Source organism: Tamlana sp. I1 (genome assembly GCF_015355625.1).
In the GTDB taxonomy this organism is placed as follows: domain Bacteria; phylum Bacteroidota; class Bacteroidia; order Flavobacteriales; family Flavobacteriaceae; genus Pseudotamlana.
Genome location: NZ_JACLAF010000010.1, coordinates 161,516 through 176,344, shown reverse-complemented (window position 1 = coordinate 176,344; position 14,829 = coordinate 161,516). Strand labels below are relative to the sequence as shown.

The 14,829-nt window shown below is 32.6% G+C and carries 15 protein-coding genes; 5 read left to right on the top strand and 10 right to left on the bottom strand.

Translation table 11 applies throughout. The features are described 5' to 3' along the window. Positions 1–26 precede the first annotated feature (26 nt). The 5 genes from H6X70_RS11000 to H6X70_RS10980 form a co-directional block, all read right to left on the bottom strand. Complete coding sequence (locus H6X70_RS11000; RefSeq protein WP_228530337.1) at positions 27–1,031, bottom strand: M28 family metallopeptidase; 1,005 nt, start codon at positions 1,029–1,031, stop codon at positions 27–29. 169 nt (positions 1,032–1,200) lie between these two features. After that, on the bottom strand, positions 1,201–1,506 hold the full coding sequence (locus H6X70_RS10995) for a helix-turn-helix domain-containing protein (RefSeq protein ID WP_410529877.1): 306 nt from the start codon (positions 1,504–1,506) through the stop codon (positions 1,201–1,203). 39 nt (positions 1,507–1,545) lie between these two features. Further along, positions 1,546–1,878, bottom strand: coding sequence for a type II toxin-antitoxin system RelE/ParE family toxin (locus H6X70_RS10990; RefSeq protein ID WP_194767739.1), 333 nt, complete (start codon positions 1,876–1,878; stop codon positions 1,546–1,548). Positions 1,879–2,171: 293 nt separating this feature from the next. Continuing rightward, positions 2,172–2,552 (bottom strand): FUSC family protein, encoded by a 381-nt coding sequence (locus tag H6X70_RS10985; protein ID WP_194767738.1) that lies wholly within the window; start codon positions 2,550–2,552, stop codon positions 2,172–2,174. Between the two features lie 7 nt (positions 2,553–2,559). Next, the gene (locus tag H6X70_RS10980) at positions 2,560–3,315 is read right to left on the bottom strand and encodes a DUF3108 domain-containing protein (protein ID WP_194767737.1); all 756 of its coding nucleotides are present in this window, start codon (positions 3,313–3,315) and stop codon (positions 2,560–2,562) included. Positions 3,316–3,608: 293 nt separating this feature from the next. Between H6X70_RS10980 and H6X70_RS10975 the strand changes: the two genes are divergently transcribed. Beyond that, positions 3,609–4,748, top strand: a complete 1,140-nt coding sequence (locus tag H6X70_RS10975) for a BamA/TamA family outer membrane protein (RefSeq protein WP_194767736.1) — start codon at positions 3,609–3,611, stop codon at positions 4,746–4,748. Positions 4,749–4,903: 155 nt separating this feature from the next. After that, a complete protein-coding gene (locus H6X70_RS10970; RefSeq protein WP_194767735.1) occupies positions 4,904–5,491 on the top strand; it encodes a DUF4136 domain-containing protein in 588 nt (195 codons plus the stop codon). Positions 5,492–5,917: 426 nt separating this feature from the next. Here the strand turns inward: H6X70_RS10970 and dnaN are convergent, their stop codons facing one another. The 5 genes from dnaN to H6X70_RS10945 all read right to left on the bottom strand — a co-directional run bounded on the left by dnaN (position 5,918) and on the right by H6X70_RS10945 (position 11,137). Then, positions 5,918–7,036 (bottom strand): DNA polymerase III subunit beta, encoded by a 1,119-nt coding sequence (dnaN, locus tag H6X70_RS10965; RefSeq protein WP_194767734.1) that lies wholly within the window; start codon positions 7,034–7,036, stop codon positions 5,918–5,920. Between the two features lie 174 nt (positions 7,037–7,210). Continuing rightward, positions 7,211–8,878, bottom strand: a complete 1,668-nt coding sequence (gene gldG / locus H6X70_RS10960) for a gliding motility-associated ABC transporter substrate-binding protein GldG (RefSeq protein ID WP_194767733.1) — start codon at positions 8,876–8,878, stop codon at positions 7,211–7,213. Next, positions 8,871–9,356, bottom strand: a complete 486-nt coding sequence (locus tag H6X70_RS10955; RefSeq protein WP_194767732.1) for a hypothetical protein — start codon at positions 9,354–9,356, stop codon at positions 8,871–8,873. The genes gldG and H6X70_RS10955 overlap by 8 nt, the downstream gene beginning before the upstream one ends. Next, complete coding sequence (gene gldF, locus H6X70_RS10950; protein ID WP_194767731.1) at positions 9,353–10,072, bottom strand: gliding motility-associated ABC transporter permease subunit GldF; 720 nt, start codon at positions 10,070–10,072, stop codon at positions 9,353–9,355. The genes H6X70_RS10955 and gldF overlap by 4 nt, the downstream gene beginning before the upstream one ends. A gap of 168 nt (positions 10,073–10,240) precedes the next feature. Next, positions 10,241–11,137 carry an S-adenosyl-l-methionine hydroxide adenosyltransferase family protein gene (locus tag H6X70_RS10945; RefSeq protein WP_194767730.1) on the bottom strand — a complete coding sequence of 299 codons (897 nt, stop codon included), beginning with the start codon at positions 11,135–11,137 and terminating at the stop codon, positions 10,241–10,243. A gap of 220 nt (positions 11,138–11,357) precedes the next feature. Between H6X70_RS10945 and H6X70_RS10940 the strand changes: the two genes are divergently transcribed. From H6X70_RS10940 to H6X70_RS10930, 3 genes are all read left to right on the top strand, one after another. Next, complete coding sequence (locus H6X70_RS10940; protein ID WP_194767729.1) at positions 11,358–12,311, top strand: PhoH family protein; 954 nt, start codon at positions 11,358–11,360, stop codon at positions 12,309–12,311. A 337-nt stretch (positions 12,312–12,648) separates the two neighbouring features. Further along, positions 12,649–13,464, top strand: coding sequence for a GIY-YIG nuclease family protein (locus tag H6X70_RS10935; protein ID WP_194767728.1), 816 nt, complete (start codon positions 12,649–12,651; stop codon positions 13,462–13,464). 163 nt (positions 13,465–13,627) lie between these two features. Next, positions 13,628–14,701: a hypothetical protein gene (locus H6X70_RS10930; RefSeq protein WP_194767727.1), complete on the top strand. Its 1,074-nt coding sequence runs from the start codon at positions 13,628–13,630 to the stop codon at positions 14,699–14,701. Positions 14,702–14,829: the final 128 nt, after the last annotated feature.

Sequence of the window (14,829 nt, the reverse complement as noted above, 5' to 3'; positions counted from 1 at the left end):
TTTTTTGTGGTTTTAAATGATTGAAATTAATCTAATTTTACACGATTTTCTCTATTAGCAAGCTCCCAAGCGGTATAGAACACAAGACGTGTACGGGTTTCTAAAAATTCGTAATTAATTTTATCTGGGGTATCGCTAGGTCTATGATAATCGGCGTGTGTGCCGTTAAAATAGAAAATTACAGGAATATTGTTTTTAGCAAAATTATAATGGTCTGAACGGTAATAGAAACGGTTTGGGTCGTTTTCATCGTTGTAAGTGTAATCCAAATCTAGGTTCACATATTTTTTGTTTACAGCTTCCGATACTTCGTGTAATTCTTTACTTAGTTTGTCTGAACCTATTAAGTACAAGTAGTTTTTTTTGCCTTCGTGTTTTTGGTCAACTCGGCCAATCATATCGATGTTTAAATCGGTAACTGTATTTTTTAAAGGGAAAATAGGCTCCACATCGGTATAATATTTAGAACCTTGTAAGCCAATTTCTTCCGCAGTAACATGTAGGAATAGAATAGTTCGTTTTGGTCCGTGACCAGCTTTTTCGGCAGCCTTAAAAGCTTTGGCTATTTCTAAAATAGCTACAGTTCCAGAGCCATCATCATCAGCACCATTATTAATTTCTCCATTTGAAGACACGCCTATATGATCTAAATGTGCAGAAATAATAAGTACTTCATCTGGCTTTTCAGAACCTTTTATATAAGCAACAACATTTTCAGAATCTTTTGTTCCTGATGGAAGGAAAGATGAAGGCACTTTTTGAAAATAATTGCCTTCTCCAAGGGGTGACGAAATTTCATTAGCAATGTAGAAGTTTTTTAGAAACTCAACAGCCTTCTTTTGTCCAGGTTCGCCTGTACCGCGTCCTTCAAATTCATCGGAAGCATAAATGTATAGGTTTTTCTTTAAAGCCTCGGCTGTAATTGTTTTTGCATAGACTTCAGGGTTGTCGTTATTTTTCTTTTTGTTTTGTGAAGAGATGCATGACGTAAATAAAACGGCCATACAGAGGAAGGCGATTACATTTTTCAAAGTGTATAGAATTTATAATTGATATGCTATATTACAAAATTGTATGTATTGAAAGTTGATTTTCAACCTATTTTAACAGTGAATAGCCGACTGTTTTTATAAAATGCATTTATAATAATAAGTTTAATCTGTTACAGATTTTACTATTATATACAATTGCCTTGATTATTTATGCTAGATTAAATTCCGATTCATCCATTTCAACACTAAATCGAACGTTTGCTTTCAATGCACTAAATACTTTTAAAATAGTTTCGATGGTTACGTTTTTGGTGTTTCTTTCCAATTTGGATATTTGTGATTTTTGAACCCCTATTAATTCTCCGAGCTGTTCTTGAGTTAAATTGCGTTCTTTTCGGACAGATTTTATCATATCTCCAAGCACTTCCATTCGTAAATCAAATTCGTATTTGTCACGTTCTGGTGTTCCAACTTCACCAATGTCCTTGGCCTTCATTTGGTCAAGTGTCATCATTTTCATTTTTTTATTTTTCATTGCTATAATCTTAAAAGTTTATTCATTAAAATATTCAGATCTAACTTTCAATGCCTTTTCTATTTCTGATTTTGGAACCTTGCTTACCTTTTTTATCATTCCATGAGTAGATAGCACAAGCGTTTCGGTTTTATCAGTTTTATCCCAAAAAGCAAAGAGTCTGTATTGAATTCCTTGATAAAGTGTTCTAAATTCCCAAATGTCCTCAGTTAGTTTCTTAAATAGCTTTGGATTATTTTCAAGTTTTGCTTTATCCAAATTGAAGTAGATTTTCTTTTTCGCTTTGGCATCCAATTTGGACATAAACTCAATAGCTTGTTCAAGAAAAACAACTTCAAATTTAGGTTTCATACAGTTTATTTGTCGTTATATTTTAGCAAAGATAACTAAAAGTTGAATTATATGGATACTTTTGTAGCTTCATCAGTAGTATACAATACATTTATGTAAATGGAAAGTTACGTGTTTATAACCGAGTATTTGCCATAGGATAATTTGGATATAGCGTATAAGCAACTCACATTGATAAAGTTAAAACAGCATTTTATATTCAATGCTGGAAATGTTTTATGGATAGACTTTTAAAATGAGTTCTTCAGCTAGGATAGAATCGTGACTTGTTATTAAATAAAAAAAATCTCCAACTATTCCTCCATATCAATTTCAACACCTTCCAATTCAGAATCATCAATTTCGATATCATCTAGTTCAAGACCTTCTAATTCTTCAATCGATTCTTCTTCAAGTTTGGTTTCTGTGGCTTCTAAAGTTTCGGTGTTGGCAACTTCAGTTTTGGTGAATGCAGCTTTGTAGGTTGCTAAAATTAAAGCCAAAGCCGTGAGTAGTATAGAAAATTGAATACTTTTTTTTATTTCGCCTGTTTTTTTTGATAAAAAGTAAGCGGCAATTCCGAATATTAATGCAGGAATTCCAGGAAAAATAGCTAGGTTAGATAGTGGTAAAACCGCAAAAATAACCGTTAAAACTGCTAAAACAAGGGCTAGTATGGTAAAAAGTTTTTTCATTTTATGTTTAGTTTTTAAGTCCTGAAGCCGATTTAATTTTTAATTCGCCATTACCAACAGGAATTTTAAATTTTCCGTAAACAGGAATTTTATTGGCATCGGCCGTAAAATATAAGGTGCCTTTTACTGCGTTCGACTGTGACGAGCCTAAAGCGATTTTATGACATTTTTTGCTCCCTAAAGCCGTAGAAATAGTTTCGGTTCCTAAATATTTTATTTGTGCTTTCGCTTCTTCACGATCAAAAATAATGTTGAATGATTTTGATGTTCCAACAGCCATGGTTTCAAAATCTAATAATCTGATGCTGTATAGCGTAGAAATCACATCCTTAGTATTCGCACCAATGCTTACCGTTTTGTTTTCAACATTATTATTACGTTTTTTCTGAACCGTTTTTACCGTATGGCTTTTATGGCTATAGGTGTATTTCATGTTTTTGTAATAACCACCTTCATTAATATCACGGTTATACAAATAAGGGGTAAGGGTTTTAGGATTTACGTAGCTTTCGTATAAATCTCTAATTTTGAAAAAATTATCCCATTTGCTGTATGTGGTTGCCGTACATTTTAATCGTAATAAAGTGGCTTTCGATGTTTTTACAGGACTTGTTTCCATGGTTACTTCGGCCAAATCGGTTAAGATGCCAGACATGTTATAAGATGCTGTAAACGTAAGTTTTTCATGTGCTCCAATGGCGTCATTTTGAGCATAAGTAAACACAGAAATCAATAAAATAAGCAAGAAAGTTAAACGAGGCATATAGAATGGGTTAAATTTTAAATGATAACGTTACTGTTTGTTTTTATTGTGCCGAAAATACAATGCTTCTTATTATTATGCTAATTTTTAAAACAAATATTGAAGGGGTTTGGTTATGCTATTATTCATAAATGCGTGGTTTTAAATGTCTGTTAGTTTTTGTTTTATTATTTTTATGATGATGTATAATTTGATGTTTTTAAATAACTTATTCTGATTCATTAATAGTAATAGGAAATATGGTTTTATAAAATAAATATCTAATTAGTACATTTACATATAAATCGATTGTAATGAAGCATTGTTACTCTTATTTCATCTTTTTCTGTTTATTTTTTGTTTTATCTGTACAGGCACAAAAAAAGCATAAATATGTTTTTAAAGATTCATTAGATAATAAATTAGATTTTAGTGATTTTTTATTGAATCCACAGGGGTTTATCCCTTTTGCTCAACCTATTACAGAACCGGCTTTAGGTGATTTTGGAATAATGGGAGGTCCTATTTTTATAAAGCCCAATAAGCATCCCACTAAAAACTATACACCACCAAATATTACCGCTATTTTTGGAGGCTATTCCGCAAATAAATCTTGGGGAGCAGGCATTTATCATTTAGGTTTTAATACCAAACATAAATTTAAGTACACATTTGCTACAGGCCATGGGTCTATAAATATGGATTTCTATAGAAATGTATTAAATCAAGGTGAAAAGGAATTTGAATTTAATTTTAAATCGACTCCCGTTGTATTAACTTTTATGAAGCAGCTTTGGGATACTAAATTTTATGCGGGTCTTGAATATGCTTATATGCATAGTGAGATTACCCCAGAATTTGAATTTCAAAACCTACCAGATTTTGTTAAAGAAAAAGACATATCTAGCACATTAAGTAGTCCGGCATTAGTTCTGGAATACGATAGTCGCGATTCTATGTTTACACCAGATTCGGGGAGCTTTTTTAATTCAACATACCACATAAATGAGCAATGGACAGGAAGTGATTATAATTTCCAGGATCTTAGGATTTCAGCGCTTCAATTTATTAAAGTGAAGCACAATTGGGTTAGCGGATTTCGCTTACAGTTGGAATTTCAAAGTAATGATGGCCCATTTTATTTAGAACCAGCGGTAGAATTAAGAGGGGTGCCAAAAGCGAGATACCAAGGGAAATCTACTTATTTATTTGAAACAGAACAACGATACGATTTTACTATGCGTTGGAGCGCTGTAGGTTTTGCAGGAATGGCTAAAGCAGTAAAGGAAAATGAGAACTTCGCCAATGCTAATTTAGTTTACAACTATGGTTCTGGTTTTAGATATTTAATAGCTCGTAAATTTAAATTAAGAGTGGGCATGGATGTGGCCTGGTCGAATAATGATTTTGGTTATTACATCGTTTTTGGTTCATCTTGGAATCAGAGAAATTAACAGTTATTTATTAAATTTTTCAAATTTCAGTTTGCTTTAATTATTTATATTTACTGAGCTTTTAAGCAATATAAAACGCTACTAATTAAAAAACATAAAAAAGAAAAGACTTTGTCTTTAATATTAATTAATAATAACTAGTTAAATTTTGAAATATGAAATCAAGAATGAAATTTTTAAGTATTCCGTTTATTGCACTATTACTATCGGTATCTGCTTTTGCTCAGGTTAAAAGTGATTATGATAAATCTATCGATTTTACAAAATATAAAACCTACTCGTTTGCAGGTTGGGAAAAAGATAGCGACAAAATTTTAACCGATTTTGACAAGAAAAGAATCACCGATGCGATGAAATCTCAATTTGATAGTCGAGGATTGAAATTAGTGCAAACAGGTGGTGATGCTGCAGTAACCTTATATATTGTGGTTAACAATAAAACAAGCACTACAGCTTATACCGATTTTAATGGCGGTATGGGTTACGGAATGGGCCGATGGGGCTGGGGTTATGGTATGGGTATGGGAACTGGAATGGTTTCTGCTACGACAACCTATAATGAAGACGATTATAAAGAAGGAACCTTTGTAGTGGATATGTACGACGAGGGTTCAAAGAAACTTGTTTGGCAAGGTGTTATCACTTCTGTAGTTAATGAAAAGCCAAAGAAACGTGAAAAAACAATTCCTAGAAAAATAAAGAAGTTAATGAAATCTTACCCTGTTAAGCCTATTAAAAAATAGGGTATAGGATAAAACTTATTTTGTAAAAAGGAGGCTGTTTGAAAAGTATACTTGATGTCCTATTTAGCCTGTCGAAATATTTTTAACTGATTGCTAATCAATATCGGTTTCGACAAGCTTAATCTGATAAATCAAATTTAACTGACTTTTCAGACAGCCTCTTTTTTGTGATTAATTTTGATGAGATTTTACGCTTTTTTAATCATGAAGAGCTTTCGGTAACGCTTTTGTCAAGTTAAAGTATTCAATAGTTTTGTGATATGATACCAATCAATAGTTTAAAATTTAATCATTGTGTTATGTTGTAATTGGTATCAAAGCTATATCCGTATGAGAATGTCATAAAAAAAACAGCATCAAAAAATTGATACTGTTTAATATATTTTTCACCTGAATATTTTCAGAAATTTTACTAGAATAGATAGATTAGCTGTTTAACATCACAGGCATAACCAACATGGTTACTTGTTCACCTTCGTCAAGTCCGTCAATAGGCGTTAAAATTCCAGCTCTATTTGGCATGCTCATCTCTAATTGTACTTCATCAGCATTTAGATTGTTTAACATTTCAGTTAAAAAACGGGAGTTGAAACCAATTTGCATATCATCACCTTGATAATCGCAGGTTAAACGCTCTTCAGCTTTGTTGCTATAATCGATGTCTTCCGCAGAAATATTAAGTTCGGCTCCTGCAATTTTTAATCGAATTTGGTGTGTTGTTTTGTTTGAGAAAATACTAACACGACGCACAGAGTTTAAAAACTGATTTCTGTTAATTACTAATTTGTTAGGATTTTCTTTAGGAATAACCGCTTCGTAATTAGGATATTTTCCATCAATTAAACGGCAAATTAATTCTGAATTTTCAAAAGTAAATTTGGCGTTAGACTCGTTATATTCAATCGTTACATCATCTTCGCTAGCTGCTAAAATACCTTTTAAAAGATTTAAAGGTTTCTTAGGCATGATAAATTCTGCCACTTGATTGGCTTTAATATCTTCGCGTGTATATTTTACTAATTTATGCGCATCGGTAGCAACAAAAGTTAAACCTTCGGTTGAAAACTGAAAGAATACACCGCTCATAACAGGGCGTAAATCGTCGTTTCCAGCAGCAAATATGGTTTTACTAATAGCGGTTGCTAAAACATCGCCAATAACTACTGTTTTGCTCGGGTCTTCTAGTGCTACAGCTTTAGGAAACTCTTTTCCATCAGCGTAAGCTAAAGCATATTTACCATGATTTGAGCTAATTTCAACCGTGTTATTATCTTCAACAACAAAAGTTAAGGGCTGCTCAGGAAATGTTTTTAAAGTATCTAATAACAAACGTGCAGGAATGGCAACGCTACCCGTGCTATCGCTTTCAACTTCTAATTTAGAAGCCATGGTGGTTTCTAAATCGCTTGCCGAAATTGTAAGCTGGCTATGGTCTAACTCAAATAAGAAATTATCTAAAATTGGTAAGGTGTTCGAACTGTTAATTACACCACCTAAAACCTGTAATTGTTTTAATAAATAAGTACTTGATACTATAAACTTCATGAGAAAATATTATGATTTTTCTAAGACTCGTGCCGTAAAGAGATTTTTGTTTTTCCAATTAAAATGGACTAAAAGCACTCTTTATTTTATCTAACTAGCTTAGTTTTAATTGTAATTATGCTTCATACAAATATATTCTAAACACCTTATATTTGGAAACAAACTTATTAACATTTAGGCAGCGTATTTTTTCTTTCTGAAGTAATTAAAACCAATACCAAAAAGCGCGAGTAAAACCAACGGAAGTACAATGTTTACAAGTTGCCACTTGGTTTTTTCTGATGCAATTTTTTGCTGATTTAAAAACGCAACTGCTATTTCTCTAGAACGAATGTTTATAAGTCCGCTATCGTCTAATAAATAATTAACGGCATTCAGTAAAAATTCTTTGTTTCCGTAGGTTTGTCCGGTCCATCTGTCGAATCCTAATTCTTGTGGTGCATTTTTAACAACATCATTTTTTATAATATCACCATCGGCAATCACAATCATTTTGGTTGGACTGCTTTTATCTTTTTCATTCGAAAGTTTAAACGGTTTAATTCGATTGCTATAAACCGAGTTAAATTCGCCTTCTAATAAAACTGCTAAGGTTTGGTTTCCAGCGTTGAAAACATCTGGGTTTTGTTCCTTAGTCACCACGCTTAAACTTACCACACGCGGCGTGCCTTCTAATTTTGTTAAAGGCGCAGTTTCTAATAAAATGGTTTTTTTAATGTTGTTTTTAAGGGTGTCAATTTGATTCGCGAAATCGAATTTTACCAAATTTAGATTATTAACAATAGGGTGGTGGCTACTCGTGCCCGCCAGCGGCGAATAGGGCCATTGTAAATGTTGAAACTGCGACTGACTCCCTTCGCCAATGGCTAGAGTAATAGGTGCAGAATACAGGGTGCTAACCATTTCGGGGTTGACACGAACACCGTACTGAAAAAAGAAATCGGTAAGATTTAAATCTCTAGAAATGGCAACATTAGTACCGTTAGCATTGTATAAGCTGTCTTTTTCCATCGCAACAGCATCAATTAACCACAGGCTTTTTCCGCCATTCATGGTGAATTGATCCAGTACAAGTTTTTCCTTCTCCGTAAAAGCTTCAGTAGGTTTTGCCGAAATAATTAAATCGAATTTTGTTAAATCTTGAAGCGTTTTTTGCGGGTTTTTTGAAACACTATCTAAAGTAAAAGGTGCAATAAAATAGTATTCGCCAATTTTTCTAACAAAATCGGCAATGTATTTGTCTTCCAGTTGTTTGTTGCCCTTTAAAATAGCGATTTTTCGTTTTTTAGGTGTAGTAAGTTTGCTAAATCCATCCGCGAAAGCGTACTCTAAATGCTGCACAGAATTGGTTACTAGTTCCTGTTGGGAAGCACCTATTTTATTTTTTACTAAGGGAATAATAACTGTTTTTTCTTTATAACTTGCTAGCGCCCAAGGGAAAATTAAGGCTTGCGAAGATTTTCCGTTTTCGGTAACATTCAATTGCATTGGTGTTAAACCACGTTGCGTTAATTGCTGAATATTGCGTTCTCGAGTGGCATCTTCTTCAATAGGATTAATAAAGTTGAAAATGATATTGTTGTTTTCGGCAGCAAACTCTTCAAGCAATTGCTGGGTTTCTTTTTTTAGGCGTCTAAATTCCGAAGGAAAACCATCGCCCTCTAGAAAGACATCAATAATAATTGGCGATTCAAGGTCTTTAACGGTGTTAATAGCCGAAGTGCTTAACGTATAGCGTTTATCGGATGTTAAGTCAAATCGTTTAAAAACTTTACTGCCAATTAGGTTTATCGCTATTAAAACGATAAGGCTTATTAATATGTGTTTTGTGTTTTTATTCAAAAGTTTTTTCTAATTGATAGGTTCTTAAACTGGTTACTTTATCATTTTTAAAATCAAGTTCAATACATTCTTGACTGTTATTAAAAGCTCCAGGTTTAAAACCTAAATTATAATTCCATTTATCTTGCGAATTAGCCTTAATGGCATCATCCCAACCAAACCATTCGCTTTTTCCTAAAAGGGATTTTACTTCGTTTTTGTTTTTGCCAATAAGCAAACTATCCTGTACCATATTGTCTAGCATTTCAAAACGGAGTTCAGGTTGGTCTGCCCATGCTTCGGCATTGAAATATTTTTCGTGATGGTAACTGCTAAATATGTTTAAAACAGGATAAAACAAATAAAAATAGGCGATAGGTGCTAACACTAAACTAATTAAAAAAGTGAGCCATTTGCGTTTGTCTATGGTGTTCATGAATAGCCAAACAAGCACAAAAACGATACACATTGAAATGATAAAAATAGGTGTTAAAATCATGCGTTGGCTTTATTCAAATTTAATTTGGTTAGCATTAAAAAGAAGATTGTTATGCTTAAAAAATATAATATATCGCGCGTGTCTAAAACCCCGCGGCTCATGCTTTTAAAATGCGCGCTCATGCCAAGTTGTTCTGTAAACGGACTAGAAATGATATCGGCAAGACCTTCAAAACCAATGTAAAACAGAAAACAAATAAAAACTGCAGAAATAAAAGCCACGATTTGATTGTCTGAAAGCGTTGAAGCAAACACGCCAATTGCCGTGTATGCAGCCACTAAAAATAGAAGTCCGAAATACGAACCTAAAGTGCTACCCATATCTAAATTACCTTCAGGATTTCCTAATTGATACACTGTATAAACGTAAAGTAGCGTTGGTAAAAGCGCAATTAATATTAAAATAAAAGCACCAAAATATTTACCCAAAACAATGTTGAAAAGCGAGATGGGTTTAGTAAGCAGTAATTCTAAAGTACCTTGTTTTTTTTCATCTGAAAAACTACGCATAGTCACCGCGGGAATTAAGAAAATAAGAATCCAAGGCGCTAATAAGAAAAACGACGATAAATCGGCAAAACCATAATCTAAAATATTGAATTCGCCTTTAAAAACCCATAAAAATAGTCCGTTTAGTACGATAAATATACCAATGACTAAATAGCCGATGGGCGATGCAAAAAATGAATTTATTTCTTTTCTTAAAATGGCGAACATTTAGTTTTGGTTATTGGTTATTGGTTATTGGTTATTGGTTGTTAGTTGTTTGTTTTTGGCTCCGGTCTCCTGTCATCTGTCTCCTGTCATTTTTTTCATCCGTCTCCCGTCTCCCGTCTCCGGTCCCCCGTCTTCTGTCTCCCGTCTTCTGTCTTCATCCATCCATTATTATTCGTAATCGGAAATTTTATGAATATTATGCGGCAATTCAGTAGCATCCGAATTAATAGGATCTGGAATAAATTTCACACTTACTGTATCCATTAAACCTAGTCCTAAAAGGGATGCGGCACTACCAACAGTTTCGTTATTACTTTTATAAATTGCAATTTCTAAAAAATTCCCCGAATTAAAAAGCACTAACCTTTTGCCTTCATCATTTCGTTTGTTTTCAGGAATATCAAAATTAACGATATCGCTGTATTTCTGATTAATTTTATTGAATTTATAGTTTCTAGCAGCAATCTCATAAGCACGGCCTTTTTGTATGTTTTCAAAAAAGTTACGCTTAATATTGGTTATCACATTACCGTAATTATCAATATAAATAACGCTACCCATAATTTGGGTTTTATCGTCATTTACATAAGGCACAATGTTTTTAATAGGTTTAATTTCAGGAATGCTTTTCCCAATAACATCAAGCGTTCCACCACGAGCAATGTGGCAAGCTACTTTTACAAAAACATCCAATACAGGAAAATTGGTGCTAATTTTATCGTGAATGTTTATCTCAACAATTTTTTCTGGTGCAATTTCCGAACAAATCATACTCATAATACCATTGTTGGCACAAATAAAATAATGATCGTCTAGCTTAATGGCAATGTGCTTATTTTCAGGGTTTATCTCAGAGTCAATTCCAATAATATGTATGGTGCCTTTCGGGAAACTGCTGTAGGCATTTTGTATAATATAGGCGGCTTCCGGGATGTTAAAAGGCGAAATAGAATGCGAGATATCAACAATGGTTACATCAGATAATTCGCTGTAAATCGCGCCTCGTGTAGCCCCTGCAAAATAATCTTTTTCTCCAAAATCGGTTGTTAATGTAATAATTGCCATTGGCAAAATTGTTGGTGTTTTTTTAGTGTTTTGTCACTCAAATGCCCTTAATTTCGAGTTTCACAAATATGTGATACAAACCTACATAAATTTTCGTTTTCGTTTTTATATTTTAAATTAAAAATGTAGCTTACACCAACTTATTCCTTGAAATAAGAATTTATAAAACTAATCATTTGGTCTGATAGTATTTAATTGGAACAAAATTAAATTTACGCCTTTGAACGAAATAATCATCGAACTTGAAGAGATTTCTCCAAAAGAGTTTTTTGGAGCACAAAACACCAATATTGAACTTTTAAAAAAATATTTCCCAAAACTAAAAATTGTAGCGCGTGGCACAAAAATTAAAGCCTTTGGCGATGAAGAATTGCTAGAAGAATTTGATAGGCGTATTACCATGCTTTTAAAACATTTCGCAAAATATAACAAGCTAGACGAAAATGTTATCGAGCGTGTGTTAACCAGCCAGAGTAGCGACGATTATTCCACCTCCGAAAAAAGCGGCGAAGTAATAGTGCACGGCGTAAGCGGCAGGCTTATAAAAGCGCAAACAGCAAACCAACGTAAAATGGTCGAGCTTATGCGTAAAAACGATATGGTTTTTGCCATCGGACCAGCAGGAACCGGAAAAACCTATACGGGCGTAGCCTTGGCGGTTCAAGCCTTAAAAAACAAGGAAGTTAAGCGTATCATTTTAACCCGTCCAGCGGTAGAAGCAGGAGAGAATTTAGGATTCCTTCCGGGCGATTTAAAAGAAAAATTAGACCCTTACATGCAACCTTTATACGATGCGTTAAGGGATATGATTGCTCCCGAAAAACTCGCGCATTATATCGAAAATGGTACTATTCAAATCGCGCCTCTGGCCTTTATGCGCGGTCGAACCTTAGATAATGCCTTCGTGATTTTAGATGAAGGACAAAACACCACCCACGCCCAAATGAAAATGTTTTTAACCCGTATGGGAAAAAACGCCAAGTTTCTATTAACGGGCGATCCTGGTCAAATCGATTTGCCGCGCCGTACCATTTCCGGACTTAAAGAAGCTTTACTCATCTTAAAAAATGTGGAAGGTGTAGGCATGATTTTCCTAGACGATAAAGATGTTATTCGTCATAAACTCGTTAAAAAAGTGATTGAAGCTTATAAAAGCATAGAAAACGCAGACTAAAAATGGCATAATTTTTTTCAGGAGCAGAAACCTGCTTTCCGTTATATCTTTTTCGCCCTTTAAGAGGCAAAAAAGGATGCCACTACAATCAGGGCTAGGGGGCAGGAGCACAAAGTTAAAGACCTGAAAAACCATGATGCTTGGTTGATAACATTAAAATATTAAAAATATGAAATATGAAAGATGACGGTTGTGTAAAACATACCATCATCTTTTTTTAAGATTAGCCCTAAAATTGTTATTGATTTTAATTTTTGGGTTGAATTAAAAAAATTATAGGAGTATATGGTTGATATGCTCTTGTTGTGTGTAATACCCGAAAAACCTCGAAATCTGAATGAACTCTATTAAATTAAACGACATTTTAAAATTAGAAAATCTAAACAATACCAAAATCAGATTTAATTTAATGTTTGGAGGGAATTGGAATCCAATTGAAATGTTTAAGAATAATGAAATGGACACTATTCTTGGCGGACATTATTGGAATTACAACAAAATGAAATCTTATAAAACAGGACAGGTCACTGTCGGCTTTATTCGCATTAAAAACAATGAAAACCTTTGGCTTTTATTTCATATTGGGAGAATAACAAAAGATTTGAATGTTCAGAACGGAATTGGATACGAATACGAAACATTGAAAGAATATGAGAAATATTTTGGTCGAATAATAGTAAGATTTAAGAACAAATCTCAAAATATGGTTAGAAAAGCAACTTCAGTAATTAACGACTGCGAAATTGCTCAAATTTTACCAGATATTTTTGATAATGATATTTTTCCAGGTTATGATAAAGTAAATATATCATGGAACGAACTTTCACGAGTAATTACAAAAGATACTTGGAAAACAGCATTACGAAACCAAAAAGGAGTTTACTTAATAACAGATATTTCTAACGGAAAAATGTATGTTGGTTCAGCTTACGGAGATGAAATGATTTTAAATCGTTGGAAATCCTATGTTAAAATTGGAAATGGAGGAAATAAAGAACTCAAAAATTTAGAGTTTAACCATATTAAACAATTCTTCCGATTTTCAATTTTAGATATATTCAAATCTACCACCGAAAACGAAGTAATAATTGAACGAGAAAGTTGGTGGAAAGAAACCTTATTAAGTAGAAAATTTGGGTATAATGCCAATTAAGTACGAAAAAGTACTTCACACAACAATATGTATAATTAATTGCTTTGGTCAGTCATTACTTGGCAAATTCCTTCGGAATTTTCTCGCTCTCAGTTTTGTTTGTTAAATTAGTCCCGAAATACGCAACTAAATTATACATGTAGCCGTTACCAAAAATTAAAAAATGAAAAAAACAGGTATTATAATATTCAGTCTTTTTTCATTAACAGTCTTAGGGCAAGAAATTGATTCCACAAAAGTAGATGAAATTGAAATCTATGAAAAAATAATGTACGGGATGAATTCTGGGCTTTTTAAAAACCAAAAGTATTATTCAGAATTAGATGAAAACTATAAGCTTCCTTGGGTAGAGAAAAAATATACTAATAAACAATTGGAGAGTGCATTAGATACATTAGCTATAAACTCAAAAATTAAAATTATAGACGATCCTTTTTCTGACCTTGTTATAGAATTTGATTCTTATTTTCCTTCTTATATAAAAGGAGGACTATCAAATATTTTTAAACTATTAATTCTCAATAATCAAATTAAAGATCAAAATCTTAAAAATATTCAAATAAAAAAGGATGGTAGTGTAACCTTTGGTTCAAAATTTTCATCTGGTTTTAAAGATGGTAAATCATATTCTAATGATTGGAAGACTATTACTAAATCTTTCAAAATAAGTTCCAAAGAGAATAAGGAAAATTTAAAAGGAAAAATTAAATTTAAAAGTAGTTTTATCCTGGATTACCATTATGTTAAAATTAATAAGTTAAATAAAGGTCAATCTTTAAAAATAGGAAGCCTAGATTTTAAAGTTATAGATTTTTATGAAAACAAAGTCATTTTAGATTTCAAACAGAATACGGAAGAAATTAATTTTTCTTTTGTTAATATTGATGATTATGGAAATAGAATATCACAAATACCATATTTCAATTTTGAAAAACTAAAAAATGATGATAAAAGTATTCCTTCTGATGCTACTTCAATTCCAGAGGGGGGTATGGCGGTTTCTAAAGTTAATTATGATATATTTAAAGCTGACCCAAATTTGTCTTTTTATGATTATAAAAAGATTGTTCGACCTATATTTATAGAGATTTTAAACTCAAAACAACCAAAAGAAAAAGCAGCCAAAGTATGGGGAAATAAGTACAGAGCATTTTCATCATCTGATGTAATGCTTAATTTCATCTTGTTCTATCCTAAGAATCATATAGAGAAGGAATTTGAATTAACTATAGAATGAATCTATTGCAATAATGGCTATAATTAATACGGTTTTTGGTCCTAATTCTAGGGTTAGGAATGTTTATTAAGTTCAACAAATTTTTTGATCAGGCTTTAGTACATAAAAGAAAAAACAAAATATAAAGA

What these genes read in the sequence shown, in the direction of transcription:
- H6X70_RS10980 (WP_194767737.1), bottom strand. Translation starts at nt 3,315, where the DNA reads ATGCCTCGTTTAACTTTCTTGCTTATTTTATTGATTTCTGTGTTTACT.
- H6X70_RS10970 (WP_194767735.1), top strand. Translation starts at nt 4,904, where the DNA reads ATGAAATCAAGAATGAAATTTTTAAGTATTCCGTTTATTGCACTATTA.
- H6X70_RS10990 (WP_194767739.1), bottom strand. Translation starts at nt 1,878, where the DNA reads ATGAAACCTAAATTTGAAGTTGTTTTTCTTGAACAAGCTATTGAGTTT.
- H6X70_RS10995 (WP_410529877.1), bottom strand. Translation starts at nt 1,506, where the DNA reads ATGATGACACTTGACCAAATGAAGGCCAAGGACATTGGTGAAGTTGGA.
- H6X70_RS10945 (WP_194767730.1), bottom strand. Translation starts at nt 11,137, where the DNA reads ATGGCAATTATTACATTAACAACCGATTTTGGAGAAAAAGATTATTTT.
- H6X70_RS10935 (WP_194767728.1), top strand. Translation starts at nt 12,649, where the DNA reads ATGAACTCTATTAAATTAAACGACATTTTAAAATTAGAAAATCTAAAC.
- gldF (WP_194767731.1), bottom strand. Translation starts at nt 10,072, where the DNA reads ATGTTCGCCATTTTAAGAAAAGAAATAAATTCATTTTTTGCATCGCCC.
- H6X70_RS10955 (WP_194767732.1), bottom strand. Translation starts at nt 9,356, where the DNA reads ATGATTTTAACACCTATTTTTATCATTTCAATGTGTATCGTTTTTGTG.
- H6X70_RS10975 (WP_194767736.1), top strand. Translation starts at nt 3,609, where the DNA reads ATGAAGCATTGTTACTCTTATTTCATCTTTTTCTGTTTATTTTTTGTT.
- H6X70_RS10985 (WP_194767738.1), bottom strand. Translation starts at nt 2,552, where the DNA reads ATGAAAAAACTTTTTACCATACTAGCCCTTGTTTTAGCAGTTTTAACG.
- H6X70_RS10930 (WP_194767727.1), top strand. Translation starts at nt 13,628, where the DNA reads ATGAAAAAAACAGGTATTATAATATTCAGTCTTTTTTCATTAACAGTC.
- dnaN (WP_194767734.1), bottom strand. Translation starts at nt 7,036, where the DNA reads ATGAAGTTTATAGTATCAAGTACTTATTTATTAAAACAATTACAGGTT.